The organism is Mycolicibacterium boenickei, assembly GCF_010731295.1.
GTDB lineage: Bacteria > Actinomycetota > Actinomycetes > Mycobacteriales > Mycobacteriaceae > Mycobacterium > Mycobacterium boenickei.
On sequence record NZ_AP022579.1, the window covers coordinates 2429947 to 2447084 of the forward strand.

At 66.6% G+C, this 17138-nt stretch carries 17 protein-coding genes; 14 read left to right on the plus strand and 3 right to left on the minus strand.

The features are described 5' to 3' along the window. Nucleotides 1-2: 2 nt before the first annotated feature. On the minus strand, nucleotides 3-1613 hold the full coding sequence (locus G6N57_RS11535) for an SMP-30/gluconolactonase/LRE family protein (RefSeq protein ID WP_077740526.1): 1611 nt from the start codon (nucleotides 1611-1613) through the stop codon (nucleotides 3-5). Between the two features lie 153 nt (nucleotides 1614-1766). Between G6N57_RS11535 and G6N57_RS11540 the strand changes: the two genes are divergently transcribed. The 12 genes from G6N57_RS11540 to G6N57_RS11595 all read left to right on the plus strand — a co-directional run bounded on the left by G6N57_RS11540 (nucleotide 1767) and on the right by G6N57_RS11595 (nucleotide 15165). Further along, a complete protein-coding gene (locus G6N57_RS11540) occupies nucleotides 1767-2612 on the plus strand; it encodes an SDR family NAD(P)-dependent oxidoreductase (RefSeq protein ID WP_077740527.1) in 846 nt (281 codons plus the stop codon). Next, on the plus strand, nucleotides 2612-4027 hold the full coding sequence (locus G6N57_RS11545) for an aromatic ring-hydroxylating oxygenase subunit alpha (RefSeq protein ID WP_077740528.1): 1416 nt from the start codon (nucleotides 2612-2614) through the stop codon (nucleotides 4025-4027). The genes G6N57_RS11540 and G6N57_RS11545 overlap by 1 nt, the downstream gene beginning before the upstream one ends. A gap of 65 nt (nucleotides 4028-4092) precedes the next feature. Further along, the gene (locus tag G6N57_RS11550) at nucleotides 4093-5265 is read left to right on the plus strand and encodes an LLM class flavin-dependent oxidoreductase (protein ID WP_077740529.1); all 1173 of its coding nucleotides are present in this window, start codon (nucleotides 4093-4095) and stop codon (nucleotides 5263-5265) included. After that, nucleotides 5262-7115, plus strand: coding sequence for a flavin-containing monooxygenase (locus tag G6N57_RS11555; protein WP_077740530.1), 1854 nt, complete (start codon nucleotides 5262-5264; stop codon nucleotides 7113-7115). Before G6N57_RS11550 ends, G6N57_RS11555 begins: the two co-directional genes overlap by 4 nt. After that, complete coding sequence (locus G6N57_RS11560) at nucleotides 7112-7954, plus strand: TauD/TfdA dioxygenase family protein (RefSeq protein WP_077740531.1); 843 nt, start codon at nucleotides 7112-7114, stop codon at nucleotides 7952-7954. The genes G6N57_RS11555 and G6N57_RS11560 overlap by 4 nt, the downstream gene beginning before the upstream one ends. Further along, entirely contained in the window at nucleotides 7951-8871 is a 921-nt protein-coding gene (locus G6N57_RS11565) for an SDR family NAD(P)-dependent oxidoreductase (RefSeq protein WP_077740532.1), read from the plus strand. Before G6N57_RS11560 ends, G6N57_RS11565 begins: the two co-directional genes overlap by 4 nt. Then, nucleotides 8868-10019 (plus strand): CaiB/BaiF CoA transferase family protein, encoded by a 1152-nt coding sequence (locus G6N57_RS11570; RefSeq protein ID WP_077740533.1) that lies wholly within the window; start codon nucleotides 8868-8870, stop codon nucleotides 10017-10019. The genes G6N57_RS11565 and G6N57_RS11570 overlap by 4 nt, the downstream gene beginning before the upstream one ends. Before the next feature lie 32 nt (nucleotides 10020-10051). Continuing rightward, complete coding sequence (locus G6N57_RS11575; protein ID WP_077740534.1) at nucleotides 10052-11206, plus strand: acyl-CoA dehydrogenase family protein; 1155 nt, start codon at nucleotides 10052-10054, stop codon at nucleotides 11204-11206. Between the two features lie 5 nt (nucleotides 11207-11211). Next, nucleotides 11212-12135 carry an acyl-CoA dehydrogenase family protein gene (locus G6N57_RS11580; RefSeq protein WP_077741901.1) on the plus strand — a complete coding sequence of 308 codons (924 nt, stop codon included), beginning with the start codon at nucleotides 11212-11214 and terminating at the stop codon, nucleotides 12133-12135. Further along, nucleotides 12132-13295: an acyl-CoA dehydrogenase family protein gene (locus G6N57_RS11585; protein WP_077740535.1), complete on the plus strand. Its 1164-nt coding sequence runs from the start codon at nucleotides 12132-12134 to the stop codon at nucleotides 13293-13295. Before G6N57_RS11580 ends, G6N57_RS11585 begins: the two co-directional genes overlap by 4 nt. Continuing rightward, complete coding sequence (locus G6N57_RS11590; RefSeq protein WP_097926216.1) at nucleotides 13295-14329, plus strand: acyl-CoA dehydrogenase family protein; 1035 nt, start codon at nucleotides 13295-13297, stop codon at nucleotides 14327-14329. Before G6N57_RS11585 ends, G6N57_RS11590 begins: the two co-directional genes overlap by 1 nt. A gap of 62 nt (nucleotides 14330-14391) precedes the next feature. Then, nucleotides 14392-15165 carry a VOC family protein gene (locus G6N57_RS11595; RefSeq protein WP_077740536.1) on the plus strand — a complete coding sequence of 258 codons (774 nt, stop codon included), beginning with the start codon at nucleotides 14392-14394 and terminating at the stop codon, nucleotides 15163-15165. Here the strand turns inward: G6N57_RS11595 and G6N57_RS11600 are convergent. Beyond that, the gene (locus G6N57_RS11600; protein WP_065516566.1) at nucleotides 15140-15592 is read right to left on the minus strand and encodes a cupin domain-containing protein; all 453 of its coding nucleotides are present in this window, start codon (nucleotides 15590-15592) and stop codon (nucleotides 15140-15142) included. The two genes, G6N57_RS11595 and G6N57_RS11600, sit on opposite strands and share 26 nt — an antisense overlap. Before the next feature lie 19 nt (nucleotides 15593-15611). On the opposite strand from G6N57_RS11600, the gene G6N57_RS11605 reads away from it, so the two are divergent. Beyond that, nucleotides 15612-16046 carry a hypothetical protein gene (locus tag G6N57_RS11605; protein WP_077740537.1) on the plus strand — a complete coding sequence of 145 codons (435 nt, stop codon included), beginning with the start codon at nucleotides 15612-15614 and terminating at the stop codon, nucleotides 16044-16046. A gap of 2 nt (nucleotides 16047-16048) precedes the next feature. Then, nucleotides 16049-16654 carry a GNAT family N-acetyltransferase gene (locus tag G6N57_RS11610; RefSeq protein ID WP_163646625.1) on the plus strand — a complete coding sequence of 202 codons (606 nt, stop codon included), beginning with the start codon at nucleotides 16049-16051 and terminating at the stop codon, nucleotides 16652-16654. On the opposite strand, the gene G6N57_RS11615 is transcribed toward G6N57_RS11610, so the two are convergent. Further along, entirely contained in the window at nucleotides 16651-17100 is a 450-nt protein-coding gene (locus G6N57_RS11615) for an Hsp20/alpha crystallin family protein (RefSeq protein ID WP_036447751.1), read from the minus strand. The genes G6N57_RS11610 and G6N57_RS11615 overlap by 4 nt on opposite strands. Between the last annotated feature and the right edge of the window lie 38 nt (nucleotides 17101-17138).

The following is a 17138-nucleotide window of genomic DNA, read 5'->3' on the forward strand; positions in this document are numbered from 1 at the left end:
TGTCAGCCTCTGCGCAGCGCCAGCACGCTGCCGTCGCCGTCGCCCGATATGTAGAGCGTCCCATCGGCTCCCGCGGCGATCCCGGCGAACGGGCCCTGCGGGCCGGAGAACGGAGGCATGCCCTTGAGCGGCTTTGGGGTCACACCGGGCGGCGGCCCGACCGGCAGCCCGGTGGCGATCGTGGTGCGGCCCGCCGATACGAATTCGCACTCGACAACTTCTTTACTGCCCGCATCGACGATGTAGAGCACACCGCCGCGCACGAGAATGCCGTGCGGCGTGTGCAATCCGTCAACCAGCGGTTGCGCAGTCCCTCCGCTCACCCGGAGAACAGCGCCCGCCACCGACACCAGCGGTGCGCCGTCGGGGCCGATCGCCACACCGACAGGGGTGTCCAGACCGGACGCCAGCACACTGACCGCGCCGTCGCGCACCGAAAGTAGCCGGCCCGCACCCTGTTCCACCACCACGACGGAACCGTCCGGAGCCTGCGCCACGCCGTAGGGCTGGTCGATGCCGCTGGCCAGCACCTGGCACACCTCGTCCTCGGCTCCGGCCGGGCGGAACCTGGCCACGGTATCCGCGGCGGTAGTGACGATGAATTCGCCCGGACCCGAGGCGATCACTCCGCGCAGGAACCCCGGATAGCCGGGTGAGAACAGCATCGCGACGGTCTGCAGGTCCCCGTCGGGGCCGACCCGGTAGAAGTAGGTGCCGTCGGCGACGTAGAGCGCTCCGTCGGAGCCGACCGCCAGATCCAGCGGCCAGTTGAGTCCGCCCGGCAGCACCGCCTTGCCGCCGCCGGCCAGGATCTCGGTGATCTCACCGGTGAAGTTCGAAACGAATAGCCGGCCGTCGACGAAGGTGCAGTTGTCGAGGCCCGGGGTCAGCTGGGCCAGCAGGGTCTGTTCGCCGTTGCGTGGGTCGATGCGCAGCACCTGGCCGCTGGCCACCTGGGTCGAGACGATGTGGCCGTCGGCGTCGAACTTGACCGAGTCCGGTACCCCGAGCCCGCCGGCCACCACCTGGCGATCGCCGCCGTCGGGATCAATGCGCCAGATCTCGTTGGCGCCCATCACTGGGAAGTAGAGGAGCCCGTCGGGGCCGACCTCCATGGCGTTGGGCGAGGGCACGTCCTCCAGCAGGATGCGCGGTGCGCCGCCGGCGAGGTCGAATTCCATGAGCCGTCCGCCCTCGCGGCATTCGCCGACGAACAACCTGCCCTGATGGAAGGTGATGCCGTTGGCCGAGGGGACGTCGTCGCGCAGGACGCGGGTGGTGCCGTCGGCCGCGCGCAGGCTGACCCGGCCGTCCATCACCTCGGTGGCATAGAGGTTGCCGTCCGGGTCGAACGCCACGTCATCGGGGGCGATGATGTCGCCGCCCTTGGCGCTGACCGTTTCCAGTGCTCCAGTCCCGAGGTCGAGTGCGCTGATCTGGCTGCCGGTGACCTGTGCGACGTAGATGCGGCCATCCGGGCCGGTGCGCAGGCCGTTCGCGCCGAACAGCCGGCTGGGGCCGGTGACCTGCTGCAGCGTCCAGTTCTCGGCCACGGCCGGGTTTGCGGTGTACCTCGCGTTGGCGGTGCCAGGGTCGGCCGATAGGGCGCTCATGACCTCGGACGTTAGCAACTCGCCGTAGTCCAGACAATAGTCGTCATAAACCTCTGATCGACCCTTGACGGTTGAATAAGTGCTGCGGAATAGTGTTCTCCAATATGAAGATCCTCATTTGTTGTCCGGACAATTAAGCGGCAAGGGTTGCGAATGGACAGTTCCCTGAGCTTGGACGGCCGGGTCGTGGTGGTGTCGGGCGCCGGCGGCGGCGGCATCGGCACGACGGTCACGCGGATGGCGGCCGAGGCCGGGGCCACGGTCGTGGCAGTAAGCCGGTCGCAGGACAACCTCGACACCCACGTCGCACCACTGGCGGACAAGGGACTGAACGTGGTGACGGTGGCCGCGGACGCCTCCACCGATGAGGGCATCGCCACCGTGCTGGACGTGGCACGCGACGCCGAGGGGACGCTGTACGGCTTGGTGAACGTCGCAGGCGGCGCGGCGCCGTCCACCTGGATGCCGGCCACCCGGGTCTCGCGGGACGACTGGCGCGAATTGTTCACCGCCAACCTGGAAACCATGTTCTTCATGAGCCAGGCTGTGGCCGCCGAGCTCCGGGCGCAGGGGACGCCGGGCTCGATCGTGTCGGTGTCCTCGATCAGCGGGATGAACACCGCGCCGTATCACGTCGCCTACGGAACCGCGAAGGCCGCGATCGTGGCGGCCACCCGAACCATGGCCGTCGAGCTCGCGGAGGCCGGTATCCGCGTCAACGCCGTTGCTCCGGGCGTCACCGAAACCGCCGCCTCGGCAACCTATGTCGATGCCGACCCTGAGCGGGACCAGCGGGCGATCGCGATGGGCCGGCGCGGCACGCCCGAGGAGCAGGCCGGCGCCATCCTGTTCCTGCTGTCTGATCTGTCGAGCTATATCACCGGCCAGACCATCCTGGTCGACGGCGGGCTGAACCTGCGCTGGACCCATCTCGGCGCTGACAGCACCTCGCTGTTCCTCAAGGACGAATCCTTCCGCGAAGCCATCAGGAGGATCTAATGGCCCACACCGAATCCCATCTCGACGCCGCGATGGAGGTCGACGCGGACCCGGACGACTCGACCGGAGTCATCGCCGAGGATCTGTCTCAGCCGACGACCATCGGAGTCGAGGCCTACATCTCCGCGGATTACGCACGCGCCGAACGGGATCGGCTGTGGCGCAAGGTGTGGCAGCAGGTCGGCCGGGTGGAGGAGATCCCCGAGGTCGGCAACTACCTGACGTACGACATCCTCGACGACTCGATCATCGTGGTGCGAACCGGTCCGAACGAGTTTGCGGCCCACCACAACGTCTGCATGCACCGCGGCCGCAAGCTCATCGACAACCCCGAGGGAGCCAAGAACGCCACCGGCCGGGCCCGGAAATCCTTCGTCTGCGGATTCCACGGCTGGACCTACGGTCTCGACGGCGCCTGCACCCACATCCGGGAACAGGACGACTGGCAAGGCAAGCTCACTCCACGCAACACGCACCTGGCGCCCGTACAGGTGGACACCTGGGGCGGATGGCTGTTCATCAACATGGACCCGCACTGCGAGCCGTTGATCGACTACCTCTACCCGGCCGCCAAGATCCTCGACCCGTTCGGGTTGGAGAACATGCGTTACAAGTGGCGCAAGTGGTTGTACTTCGACTGCAACTGGAAGGTCGCGATGGAGGCCTTCAACGAGACCTACCACGTGTTCACCACGCACCCGGAGTTCAACCAGTTCGGTGAGTTCAAGGGCTGGGCGAAGGCGCAGGGCAAGCACAGCAACATCGGCTACGACGCGCCGAAAGGCATGGACGAGACCAAATCCAAAATCCGCCTGGGAACCGGGGATCCGCGCATCTCCACTGCCGAGATGCAGGTCTACACCATGGAGGAGACCAACGCGACCACCACGCAGACACTGGTGAACGCCGCCAAGCGCCTGGTCGACGAACTGCCCGAGGGCACCCCCGCCGACGAGGTGCTGCAGCACTGGCTGGCCTCGGCTCGTCGCGACGACGAGGCACGTGGCGTGATCTGGCCGACCATCCCGCCGGACATCCTGGGCCAGAGCGGCACGGCGTGGCAGATCTTCCCGAACTTCCAAGTGGGACAAGGCCTGACCAGTGCGTTGTGCTACAGCGCACGCCCGGATCCGAGTTACAACCCGGACAAGTGCATCTTCGAGGTCGCCGTCTTCGAGCTGTACCCCAAAGGTGAAGAGCCGCAGACCGAGTGGGTCTACACCCCGAAGGACTCACCGAACTGGCTGTCGGTGCTGCCGCAGGATTTCTCGAACATGGCGGCGGTGCAACAGGGGATGAAATCCGCGGGCTTCCCCGGAACTCTTCCCAATCCGTACCGCGAACGCAGCACGGTCAACCTGCACTACCAACTTTCCAAGTACATGGGCACCGGAGAGCCCCGAGACATCCAGTGATCTGGGTGCATCTAGCGGCGCTCACCGCCGCCCATTGCCCCCAAATCGCCGAGTAAGGAGACAACATGAAGGTCAATCTGGGTACAGGAGCGCAGAACTCCCACGACTGGGAGCGCGTGCTGGCCGGTGACTTCACCACCCCGCCGGCCACGCCGGACTACAAGTGCGTCCAGGCCGCGCTGGCCCTGGGCGACCTCGCCGAGCCGCTCGGCTTCGACGGGATCTGGTTCCCCGAGCACCACGGCACGCCATACGGCATGACCCCCAACCCGATTCAGGCTCTGACCTACTTCGCGGGACGCACCGAGCGGGTCAGCCTGGGCACGTTCGTGGCGGTCGTGCCCTGGTGGAACCCGATCAGGTTGGCCACCCAGATCGCCTACCTCGACATCGTCTCCAACGGTCGCTACACCACGATCGGTCTGGGCCGCGGGGTGTCCAAGGGCGAGTTCGCCGCGGTCGGTGTGCCGCGGGAGGAGAGCCGCGACCGCTTCAACGAGACGCTGGACATCCTCAAGCTGGCCTTCTCCGGTGAGCGGTTCTCCTATGACGGCAAGATCTTCAGCTTCCCGGAGATGTCGCTGCGGCCCGAGCCGATCAGCACCGACCTGTTCGACCGCATCTACAGCTCGTCCTCGACCGCCGAGTCGCTGGAGATCCTGTCGCGGCGCGGCATGGTTCCGCTGTTCGTGGGCAACAAGCCGATCACCGACGCCGGCGAAGAGGTCCGCAAGGTCAACACCTTCCGGGCCGAGGAGGGCCTGGGGCCGTGTCAGCCCAAGAACGTGATGTTCATGTACTGCGTGGGCTCCGAAGATGAGGTTGCACAAACTGAAGAGTGGATCTGGACCGCCAACCGGGACGTCAACGTGCACTACGGCTTCGCCGACGCGTCGAACTTCAAGGGTGTCAAGGGCTATGAGGCGTACGCCGCCCGTGAAGCGAGCGCGACGGCGGTGCTGGCCTCGGAGGTCGGCAACCAGAAGAAGGGCGGCCCGCCCGGATACCACGCGTCCAACCTGCTGATCGGCACCCCGGACACGGTGTTCGAGAAGCTCAAGGCCGCGCAGGAGGCCTGCTCGTTCTGCGAGGTCACCATCGTTCCGCAGTTCGGCACCATGCCGTACGAGAAGGCGATGGAGTCCACCAAGTTGTTCGCGGCCGAGGTGCTGCCCGCGGTGCACGACATGCCGGCCCCGCTGCACCCCGCCGCGCTGCCGGAGAAGGCCAACGCATGACGACGCCCGAATCGACCACGTGCGGGCCCACCGATACCCCCACCGATTTCGACATCGACGCAATCCGGGAGAAGTACGCCGCCGAGCGGGCCAAGCGGCTGCGGCCTGAAGGCGGCGACCAGTACCTGGAGCTGGAAGGTGACTTCGCCGACTTCTACGAGGTCGACCCGTACACCACGGTGAGCGAACGGGATCCGATCTCCGAGGATTCCGACGTCGTCATCCTCGGCGGCGGTTTCGCCGGCCTCCTGGCAGGGGCGTATCTGAAGAAGGCGGGTGTCGAGGGGATCCGGGTCATCGAGATGGCCGGAGACTTCGGTGGGGTCTGGTACTGGAACCGTTTCCCGGGAATCCAGTGCGACAACGATGCCTACTGCTACATCCCGCTGCTCGAAGAACTCGACTTCATGCCGAGCAAGAAGTTCGCCGACGGTGCCGAGATCTTCCAACACTGCCGCAATATCGGGAAGCACTTCGGGCTGTACGACGGTGCGCTGTTCTCCACCCAGGTTCGGGAACTGCGGTGGGACGACGAGACACAGCGCTGGCAGATCCAGACCAACCGCGGCGACGACATCCGGGCCCGGTTCGTGGTGATGGCGCAGGGCTCCTACAACCGCCCGAAGCTGCCCGGTATCCCGGGCATCAAAGACTACGAGGGACACGTATTCCATTCCGCACGCTGGGATTACGAATACACCGGCGGTGATGCCGACGGCGGCCTGCACAAGCTGGCCGACAAGCGGGTCGCCCTCGTCGGTACCGGTGCGACCGGTATCCAGCTGGTGCCGCACCTGGGCCGTGACGCGCAGCAGCTGTTCGTCTTCCAGCGGACGCCGTCCTCGGTCGACGCGCGGTCCAACCCGCCGACCGATCCGGTGTGGGCCGCATCCCTGCAGCCGGGCTGGCAGGAGGAGCGCAAGCGCAACTTCCACAACTGGTCGCCGTTCGTCGGCGTGGTGTTCGGTGAACCGGACCTGGTGTGCGACTTCTGGACCGAGCTGGGCCGCAACCTGACCGCCCGGATTGCTGCCACCGCAAACCCCGCCGAGGTGACCATCGAGCAGATCATGGCGTTCCGGGAAGAAGAAGACTTCAAGATCATGGAGCGGCTGCGTCGCCACGTCGCCGAGATCGTCGAGGACCCCGAGACCGCCGAGGCGTTGAAGCCGTACTACCGATTCATGTGCAAGCGGCCAACTTCCAGCGAGCACTACCTGGCCACGTTCAACCGTCCGAACGTCAAACTCGTCGACGTCTCGGCGTCCAAGGGCGTGGAACGGCTGACGGAGAAGGGCATCGTCGCCGACGGTGTCGAGTACGAGGTCGACTGCGTGATCTTCGCGAGCGGCTTCGAGATCTCCACCGAGATCAGCCGCCGGTTCGCGATCGACGACATTGTGGGCCGCGACGGGCTGTCGCTGTTCGACCACTGGCAGAACGACTACAAGACCCTGCACGGGATGACCAGCCGCGGGTTCCCCAACCAGTTCTTCATGGGTTTCATCCAGGGCGGAGTCTCGGCCAACACCACAGCGATGTTCGAACAGCAGGCCAAGCACATCGCCTACATCATCGCCGAGGCCCAGAACCGTGGCGCCACCACGGTGGAACCCAGCCAGGAGGGGCAGGACGCCTGGGTGGCCACGGTCCGTGAGCTGGCGATCGACAACTCGGCGTTCGAACTGTCATGCACGCCCGGCTACTACAACAACGAGGGCCGTGGCGGCGCTGAGCGCAACGGTGCCTTCCTCGGTGATTTCTACTCGCCCGGGTTCTACGCCTTCGACGAGCTCATTGCCGACTGGCGGGACAAGGGTGACCTCGACGGACTAGAGCTCACCTCATGACGACCACTACGGCCCTGCAAACGCGGGACATCAAGCCGCGCATAGGAACCGAGATCCGCGCAGACAAGGCCACGCTGCTCTGCGGCGAGCATGCCGGGCGGATCAGGGAGCTCTTGGAGCAACGCGGAGTGCTGGTGTTCCCGCAGATCGGCTTCACCGACGACGAGCAGATCGCGTTCACCGAGACCCTCGGCACGTTCGCTCCAGAGCACCAAGGCGAGAAGTTGTACAAGGTCTCGTTGGACACCGAGGTGAACAAGCAGGCGGATTACCTCAAGGGTTCGCTCTACTGGCACATCGACGGCACGATGAACGAGGTGCCGATCCTGGCCTCCTTGTTGCAGAGCGTGGCGCTCGGCAACCCCGAAGAAGGCGACACCGAGTTCTGCAACACCTACGCCGCCTACGACGACCTGTCCGACGCGGACAAGGCCGACATCGAGGGCCTGCGGGTCATGCACTCGGCGTGGAACACGCTGTTCTACTACGACCCCGAACCCAGCACCAAGACGCTGCGTCGCATGATGGCGATCGGTGACCGGGAGCTGCCGTTGGTGTGGACGCATCAGTCCGGACGCAAGTCGCTGGTGCTCGGTGCCACCGCACGACACATCGTCGACTCGAACGGTCCGATCGATTTCAGGAGGAGTGCCGAACTGCTGGTGCGACTGCGGGATTGGGCCACCCAGCCCGACTTCACCTACCGGCACAAATGGACCGTCGGCGACCTGGTGATCTGGGACAACACCGGAACGATGCACCGGGCCACCCCGTACGACCCGGCGTCGGGGCGGTTGTTGCAGCGCACCAAGCTCGAGGGCGAGGAGCCCTTCGCTTGAGCACTCTCAGATTCGATGATCGCGTCGCCGTCGTCACCGGCGCCGGCCGGGGACTGGGCCGCGAATACGCGCTGCTGCTCGCGGCGAAGGGCGCGAAGGTCGTCGTCAATGATCCCGGTGGCAGTCTCACCGGCGACGGCACCGACGCGGCGCCTGCCCAGAGCGTGGTCGACGAAATCGTCGCCGCCGGTGGGCAAGCCGTCGCCGCCACCGATTCGGTCGCGACACCCGAAGGCGGCCAGGCCATCATCGACACCGCCGTCGAACAGTTCGGTCGCGTGGACATCCTCATCCACAACGCGGGCACGGTGAGACGCGCGTCGCTCAAGGAGATGAGCCACGACGATTTTGAGGCCGTACTCGACGTGCATCTTCGCGGCGCGTTTCACGTTGTGCGCCCCGCATTTCCGCGGATGTGTGAGGCCGGGTACGGACGAGTGGTGCTGACCTCGTCGATCGGTGGGCTGTACGGCAACCACCAGGTGGCCAATTACGCGGCGGCCAAGGCCGGAATCCTGGGACTCTGCAATGTGGTAGCACTGGAGGGCGCCGGCGACGGTGTGTTGTGCAACGCGATCGTCCCGGGCGCGGTGACCCGGATGGCCGAAGGCCTGGACACGTCGGCGTATCCGCCGATGGGCCCGGACCTCGTCGCCCCGGCCGTCGGCTGGCTGGCGCATGAATCCTGCTCGGTCACCGGCGAATTCTTCGTCGCGATCGCGGGTCGGATCGCCCGTGCCGTCGTCGCCGAGTCACCAGGTGTATACCAACCGTCCTGGACAGTAGAACAAGTAGGCGAGCAGATCGACGCGATCCGGGACCTGTCCGAGCCGGTGATCTTCCCGGTGGTTCCCGACGGTCATGCCGACCACATCCGCTATAGCTTCGGGCGAGCAACCGAGGGGGTTGGCTCATGAGATCCGGTCCACTGCAGGGTGTTCGGGTCGTCGACCTCACCGCCATGGTGATGGGGCCGTACTGCACCCAGATCATGGCCGACATGGGAGCCGACGTCATCAAGGTCGAAACGCCGGCGGGGGACAACACCCGCTACATCTCGGTGGGCCCGGCACCCGGCATGAGCGGCGTGTTCGTCAACGTCAACCGCGGGAAGCGCAGTGTGGTGCTGGACCTGCGCTCGCCCGAGGGCAAGGCAGACCTGCGTGCCCTGATCGGCGACGCCGACGTGTTCATCCATTCGATGCGGGCAAAGGCCATCAGCAAGCTGGGCTTCGGCTACGACGACGTGGCGGCCATCAACCCGGGCATCGTCTACACAAACTGCTACGGGTACGGGCGGCGCGGGCCCGACGCCGACCGCCCCGCCTACGACGACACCATCCAGGCCGAGTGCGGATTGCCCGCCGTGCAACAGCAATTGACCGGTGAGGCCTCCTACGTCGGCACCATCATGGCCGACAAGGTGGCCGGCCTGACCGCGCTCTACGCCACCACGATGGCGCTGTTCCACCGGGAACGCACCGGCGAGGGCCAGGAGGTGGAGGTCAGCATGTTCGAGACCATGGCTTCCTTCATGCTGGTCGAACATGCCAACGGCGCCATGTTCGACCCCCCACTGGGTCCGGCGGTGTACCCGCGCGCGGTGACGCCGAACCGCAAGCCGTACGAGACCAAGGACGGTCACATCGCGGCGCTGGTCTACAACGACAAGCACTGGAACGCCTTCATCGACCGGGTACAACCCGCCTGGAACAGCGCCGAATACGCGACACTGGAACAGCGGGCCCGTCAGATCGACACCGTGTACGGGCTGGTGGCACAGACCCTCAAGGAGCGCACGACCGCGGAGTGGCTGGATCTGTTTGCGGAGCTGGAGATTCCTGCGGCACCGATGCTGACCCCGGATGCGTTGTTCGAGAACGAGCACCTCAATGCGGTCGGCTTGTTCGAGACCGTGGACACCCCGCACGGACGCGTGCGGATGCCGGGTGTGCCGACCTGGTTCTCCCGGACCCCGGGCCACGTCGCCGGGTATGCGCCCGAACTCGGGGCCGATACCGCCGAGGTCCTGGCCGAGCTGAGATCCCGCGAGATCGCCGGCTAGCGCGGACCAGATCAGGAACAGAAAGGCCTGGAGTGGATTTCGAGTTTGGTGAGGCGGCCGACACGCTGCGCAGGGACCTGCGTGCGCTGATCGCCGACCAGGTGCCCGCCGACTTCCTCGGCGCGTTCACCGATGACCCCGCCGATCTGGCGGTGGCGCAGCAGTTCTGCCGGACACTGGCCCAGCAGCACTTGCTGTGTATGTCGTGGCCGAAGGAGTTCGGTGGCAGCGACGCGTCAGTGTGGGAACAGACCGTGGTGCGCGAGGAGATGTGGGCGCACCACGAGCCGCGCGGCGCCCAGTACATGGGCGTCAACTGGGTGGGCCCGATCATCATGCGGCACGGCACCGAAGAACAGCAGCGCAAGCATCTGCCGCCGATCGCCAACGGTGAAGTGATCTGGTGCCAGGGCTTTTCCGAGCCGGAGGCGGGTTCGGACCTGGCCTCGCTGCGCACGTTCGCCCGTCGGGAGGACGACGGCTGGCGGGTGAACGGCCAGAAGATCTGGACCTCCTACGCCACCATGGCGCAATGGATCTTCCTGCTGGTCCGCACCTCCAAAGGGGAGAAGAAACAACAGGGCATGACGATCTTCCTGGTGCCTATGGATGCACCGGGTATCCAGGTGAGGCCAATCCGCACCATGATGGGCCCGCACCATCTCAACGAGGTGTTCTTCGACGACCTAAAGGTCACCGAGGCCGATGTGCTCGGAACCGTGGACCAGGGCTGGTCGATCGTGCAGGACGTGGTGTCCTTCGAGCGGGTCGGCATCGCTCGCTATGCGCGGTGCGAGCGGCTGCTGCAGGCTGCTCCCGAAGTGCTCGGCGACAAGTGGGAGCAGCTGCCGGCCGAGCTGCGGGGCCGCTGGACGCGGATGCTCACGCACTGCCGCCGGGCCCGCCTGATGGCCTACCGGGTGGTGTCGATGCAGGCCGGTGGGCGGGTGAATCCTGGTGACTCCGCGGCATATCGGATCGCGGTGACGCGGTTGGACCAAGAGAGTGCCGAGGTGCTCATGGAGATCGCCGCGGCGGTGCCCCGCGGTGGAAGTTCGGAGGCCGAGTACTTCCGCGCCGAAGTCGAGGATCACTGGCGCTACTCGCAGGCGTCGACGGTGTCCTCCGGCAGCATCGAGATGCAACGCATCCTGCTGTCGCGGACCATGCTGGCCGGAAAGGCGTGACGGCGATGATTCTGGATCTCAGCGATGACGCGAAAGAGTATGGCCGCGAGGCGCTGAAGGCGTTCGAAGCTGCCGGCGGTGATCAGCTGCTGGCCCAGGCAGACGCCAAACCGGACACCCGGGCCGGGCTGGTCACCCCCGTGCTCGACGGCCTGGGTGTGTTCGAGCTCGAACCGCGCGGCGACGCGGACTCATTGGAGGCCGCGGCCGCGGTGTGCCGCAGCGCCGGTTACTGGGCGCTGCCCTATCCGGTCGCCGAGCGATTGGCGCGCCCGGCGGATCTGGACGTCGACGGTCTGGTCGTGATCGATGGCGAGGCTCCGGAGGCCGCGCTGCAGGGGTTGGACAACCGTTGGGCAGCAGTCACATTGGATGGTGCGCGTAGCACCGTGACCGCCATCGGCGCGTCGGGCCCGTCGTTCGCCACCGCACTCGAGCTGGCCGCCGCGGACAGTTCAGGCTCGAATGACGTGGCGCTGGCCCTGACTCTTCCGTCGTGGACCTTGCTCGGCATGCTGGACCGGGCCATCGATCTGACAGTCGCACACGTGAGCCTGCGCAAGCAGTTCGGCCAGTCGCTGTCATCGTTCCAGGGCGTGCAGTTCCAGCTGACCGATGCCGAGGTGGAGCGCAGCGGCGTCGACATGCTGGCCAAATACACACTGTGGAGCCTGGCCACGAATTCGGCCGACGAGGCGGTCAACGATGCGCTGGCCTTGCGGCTGGCTGCGATCGAGGCCGCCGAAGTTGTCTTCCGGGTGTGCCATCAGTTGCACGGCGCCGTCGGCTTCTGCGATGAGACCACGCTGTCGTGGGTGTCGCGCTACAGCCAGCCGTTGCGCCGCTTGCCCTTCGGAGTGTCCAAGACCCGCGACACGCTGACCGCGCGACTGGGCCGGCGCGGACTCACCGGGTTGTTCTCGTCATGAGCGACATCGACGGGTTCCGCGCCTCCGTACGGGACTGGTGCGCCGCCCACATCCCGAAAGACTGGCGCGCCACTCAGACCGGTGTCAGCGCCGACGAGTTCGTGTCGTTCCAGAAATCCTGGTTCGCCGAGCTGCACACCGCCGGCTACGCGGTGCCGCACTGGCCGGACGAATGGGGCGGTGGCATGGGAGTCGCCGAGCAGATCGTGCTGTATCAGGAACTGGCCGCGCACGATGCGCCGCGCCTGGTGCTGGCCTTCGTCGGGATCCATCACGCCGCCTCCACCCTGCTGGCCGCGGGCACCGACGAGCAGCGGCAACGGCACCTGCCCGCCATCCTCGACGGCGAGATCTGGGTGCAGGGATTCTCCGAGCCGGAGGCCGGGTCTGATCTGGCCGCTCTGCGCACCACCGCACGGACCGAGGGCGACACCTTCATCGTCAACGGCCAGAAGTTGTGGGCCAGTGGTGCCCTGCACGCAGACTGGTGTCTGCTGCTGGCACGCACCGATGCGGATGCGCCCAAACGGCACGGCATCTCCTACTTCCTGATGGACATGACCACCCCTGGCATCGATGTGCGGCCGATCCGAAACGCCGTCGGGGATTCGCATTTCTGCGAGATCTTCCTCAACGACGTCGCGGTTCCCGCGACCAATCTGATCGGCCCGCTCAACAAGGGTTGGCAGGTGGCCCAGGCCACGCTCGGGGCCGAACGCGGCATGACCATGCTGGAACTGTCGGAGCGGTTGGGCAATGCCGGGTTCAAGTGGCTGCTCGACGCCGCGCCACTCGACGATCCCGTGGTGGCAGATCGGTTGGCGCAGTTCGAGATCGAACTGGCCGGGCTGCGCGGGCTGTGCCGAGATCTGGTGGAGCGCACCGAGGCTGGGCAGGCCGGCCCGGCCGACGCGTCGATCGTCAAGCTGTACTACAGCGAACTGTTGCAGCGGATGACCGGATTCGGTGCCGAGATCGGAGGGCTGGCCGCCCACACCGTGTTGGCCAAACCGGCCTCCAGTGGCTGGGAGTCGGGCGCCTGGATGCTCGATTTCATCGGATCGTGGGAATGGACCATCCCCGGCGGAGCCAGCGAGATCCAGCGCACCATCATCGGTGAGCGTGGTCTGGGCCTGCCCCGAGAACCGAGTGCGGTGTGATGAGCGAATTTTCGGAGCTGCACGAAGAACTGCGTTCGGTAGCAGCCGATCTTCTGGCCAAGGACACCGTTGACTGGCCACTGCTCGTTTCGGCCGGGTGGGTCGGGCTGGACGCGCCCGAGGCGGCCGGTGGGGCCGGCGCCACCGTCGCCGAAGTGGCGGTGATCTGCGAGGAGCTGGGCCGAGCCGCCGCGACGACCGGCTACCTGGGCGGTGCGGTGCTGGCCGTCGGTGCACTGAATGCGGTGCAGTCCAACGACACCCGTGACGTGCTGCTGCAGTCGGTGGTGGCCGGAAACACCCGTGCTGCATTGGCCCTGCCTGGCACGGGGGAGCCTGCGCCCTTCGACCTGGCCACCACCAGGCTGGGCTGGCGAGTCCATGGTCGTGCGGCGTTTGTGCCCGATGCGGCCGGAGCCCAGCGGCTGCTGCTGCCCGCCCGGGATGCCGACGGGGTCGCGGTGCTGGTCGACGTGGCCCTCGACGCACCCGGGCTGACGGTCACCGAACAGCCGGTGCTCGACGAGACCCGCAGGCTCGCCACCGTGACGGCCGAGGGGGTCGAGGTCGGCGAGGACGCGGTGTGGCGGTTCGACGGCGACGCCGAGGAGCAGCTGCGAAAGCTCGTCGAGCGGGCCGCGCTCGCGGTGGCGTGCGACAGTCTGGGCGTCGCACAGACCATGCTCGACACCACAGTGGCCTACACCGGGGTCCGTCAGCAGTTCGGCCGTCCGATCGGCTCGTTCCAGGCCGTCAAGCACGCGTGCGCGGACATGCTCGTGACGATCGCGGTGGCCCGGCAACTGGTGAATGCGGCGATCGCGTTGCCGGAGCCCCGCGCAGTCTCGATGGCCAAGGCCTACGTCACCGAGGCCGCCGTCGAGGTGGCCGGTAAGGCCATGCAGTTGCACGGCGGCATCGGTTACACGTGGGAGAGCGGCGTGCACGTCTACCTCAAGCGCGCGGCGCTCAACCGGTCGCTGTTCGGCTCGCCGGCCGAGCACCGGGCGAAGGTCTCCGCGCGCTACCGATGAGTTTTCCGCACGAGGGTGGTCAGACCTAGCGACCGACCACTCATCGTGAAGGAGACACCATCGTGGTTACCCGTCAGAGTGCGCCGCTGGGCGCCCCCAACTGGATCGACCTGACCACGTCCGACCTGGAGCGTGCCCAGCAGTTCTACGGTGCCGTGTTCGGCTGGACCTACGAGACCGGCGGGCCCGAGTACGGCGGCTACGTCACCGCATCCGTCGACGGCAATGTGGTGGCCGGCCTGATGCGCAACGACCCGCAGTGGAACGCCCCGGATGCCTGGACCACCTACCTGCACACCGCCGATGCCGATGCCGCCGTGGCGGCGGTCATCGCAGCCGGCGGGAGCAACTGCGGCGGCGTGATGGACATCCCGGCCAAGGGCCGGATGGCGATGATGACCGATACCGCCAACGGGTTCTTCGGTATCTGGCAGCCGGGCGGGCACGACGGCTTCGCGCTGTTCAACGAGGCCGGCGCGCCGGTGTATCACCAGCTGACCACCAGCGACTACGCCAAGGCTCTGGACTTCTATCGGACGGCGTTCGGCTGGACCACTCAGTCCGTGTCGGATACCGATGAGTTCCGTTACAGCACAGCTTCATTCGACGGCGAGGAGCTGGTGGGGGTGATGGACGGATCGGCATTCATCCCCGAGGGAGCGCCGTCGGTGTGGACCACGTTCTTCGGTTCCGACGACGTGGACAAGACGATCGAGCTGGTGGTCGCCAACGGCGGCTCGGTCGTGCGTGCGGCCGAGGACACCCCCTACGGACGGCTGGCCGCGGTGGCCGATCCGACCGGGGCCGGGTTCAATCTGTCGTCGTTGCAGGGCTGAGCGCGAAGTCCGCGAAGTCGAAGCCCGGCACCACCACGCAGCTGACCAGGGCGGGCTCGTCATCGCGGGGCTTGGCGCGTTGCCAATGGCCGGGCGGCACCAGCAGTTGCGGGTGCTGCCCGGCGGCGATGTCCGGGCCCAGTAGAAGGCTTGTCGCGGCGTCTTTTTGCTCACCGATCTCCAGGACCAGCGGGCTGCCCCGGTGGTGGAACCACAGCTCGGCGCTGCGGACGGTGTGCCAGGCGGACTGCTGGCCGGGCATCAGCAGAAACAGAATCGCCGTGCCGGCGCTGCGGGGCCCCGAGTAGCCCGTCGGCAGCGAGGCCTGGCTCACCGTCAGTTCGCTGCGCCAGGTCTCGCGGTACCAGCCGCCCTCGGGGTGAGGGGCGAGATCGAGCCGTCTGGCCCAGTCGGGTAGTTCGGTCACACCGGATAGTCTCGTCGCTATGGTTCGTCTGCGTCCAGGTTGGCGCCTGGCCCCGGGGTGGCTGATCGCCCTGTGTGCCGCCGTCCTCGTGGTGGTGGCCTGGTTGCCATGGCTGACCACCAGCGCCCACGGCGGCGGCCGGGCCAATGCCATCGGCGGGGCGGTGGGCAGCATCGTGCTGCCACGCGGATTCGGCGCCGGGCAGCTGATCGTTCTGCTCGGGGCAAGCCTCATCGTGGCCGGCGCGATGGCCGGACGTGGGCTGTCGCAGCGCTGGGCTTCGGCTGCCGGACTGCTGATTTCGCTGGCGCTGGTGGCGTTGACGGTGTGGTATTACCTGCTCAACGTCAAGGGCTCGGTGGCCGCGGGGTACGGGCTGTATCTCGGGGGAGCGCTGGCGGTGTCGGCCGGGTTGTGTTCGGTGTGGTCTCTGTTGTCGACGCTGGGTAGGTAGCGATGGGTGAATTCGTGACACCGGTCGAATTGACCGGGCAACGCTGGGTGACCTTGGAGCCGTTGACGTCCGGGCACGTCCCCGAGATCGACGCTGCCGCTGCGGACGGTGAGTTGGGGTCGCTCTGGTACACGATGACGCCGCAGCCGGGCGGTGCCGCCGCGTGGGTGCAGCGCATGTTCGAACTGCGAGCCGCCGATCACGGCGTGACATTCGTGGTGCGCGACCTCGGCGGCAAGCTGGTCGGATCGTCGAGCTACCTACACGTCGACGGCCCGAACCGCAGGCTGGAAATCGGGCACACGTGGTACACGGCTGCCGCGCGGCGCACCGGCATCAACGCTGAGACCAAGCTGTTGATGCTCGGCCATGCCTTCGATGAGTTGAATTGTGTGGCAGTGGAATTCCGCACCCACTTCTTCAATTTCGCCAGCCGCGCGGCGATCGAACGCCTCGGTGCCAAGCAGGACGGTGTGCTGCGCAGCCACCAGCTGTCGCCCGACGGCTCACGCCGCGACACCGTGGTCTACTCGATCCTGGATGTCGAATGGCCCGCGGCGCGGTCCAGCCTGAAGTTCAGGCTGGACCGCCGTGGCGGGATCAGTTAATCCGCATCGACAGTGTTGGTTTCGATCGACTTGCGATCGGCGCCGTGAGCCACCTCGATCTTGCGAGGCTTGGCGCGTTCGGCGATCGGGATCGTGACGGTGAGGACACCGTTTTCGTACGTGGCGGAGATCGCCGACGTCTCGATGCCGTCGCCGAGTGACAGCTGTCGTCGGAAATTGCCGAAGAACCGCTCGTTGGCCAGCCACTGCGCGGATTCTTCGGAACGTGCGGTCCGATGCGCGGAGATGGTCAGCGTGCCGTTGTCGACGTTGACGTCCACCGAGCCCGGATCGACACCGGGAAGGTCGGCCGTCAGGACATAGTGGTCGCCGATCTTGCAGAGGTCCATCGGCATGAACCTGGGTGTGCGCATTGACCCGGAATCACCTGACAGCAAACTCCTGGTCAAAGCATCAAGGTCGCTGAACGGATCAAAACGAAGCACAGTAATCCACCTCCCATGTCATCTCAGAGCCCGCCACC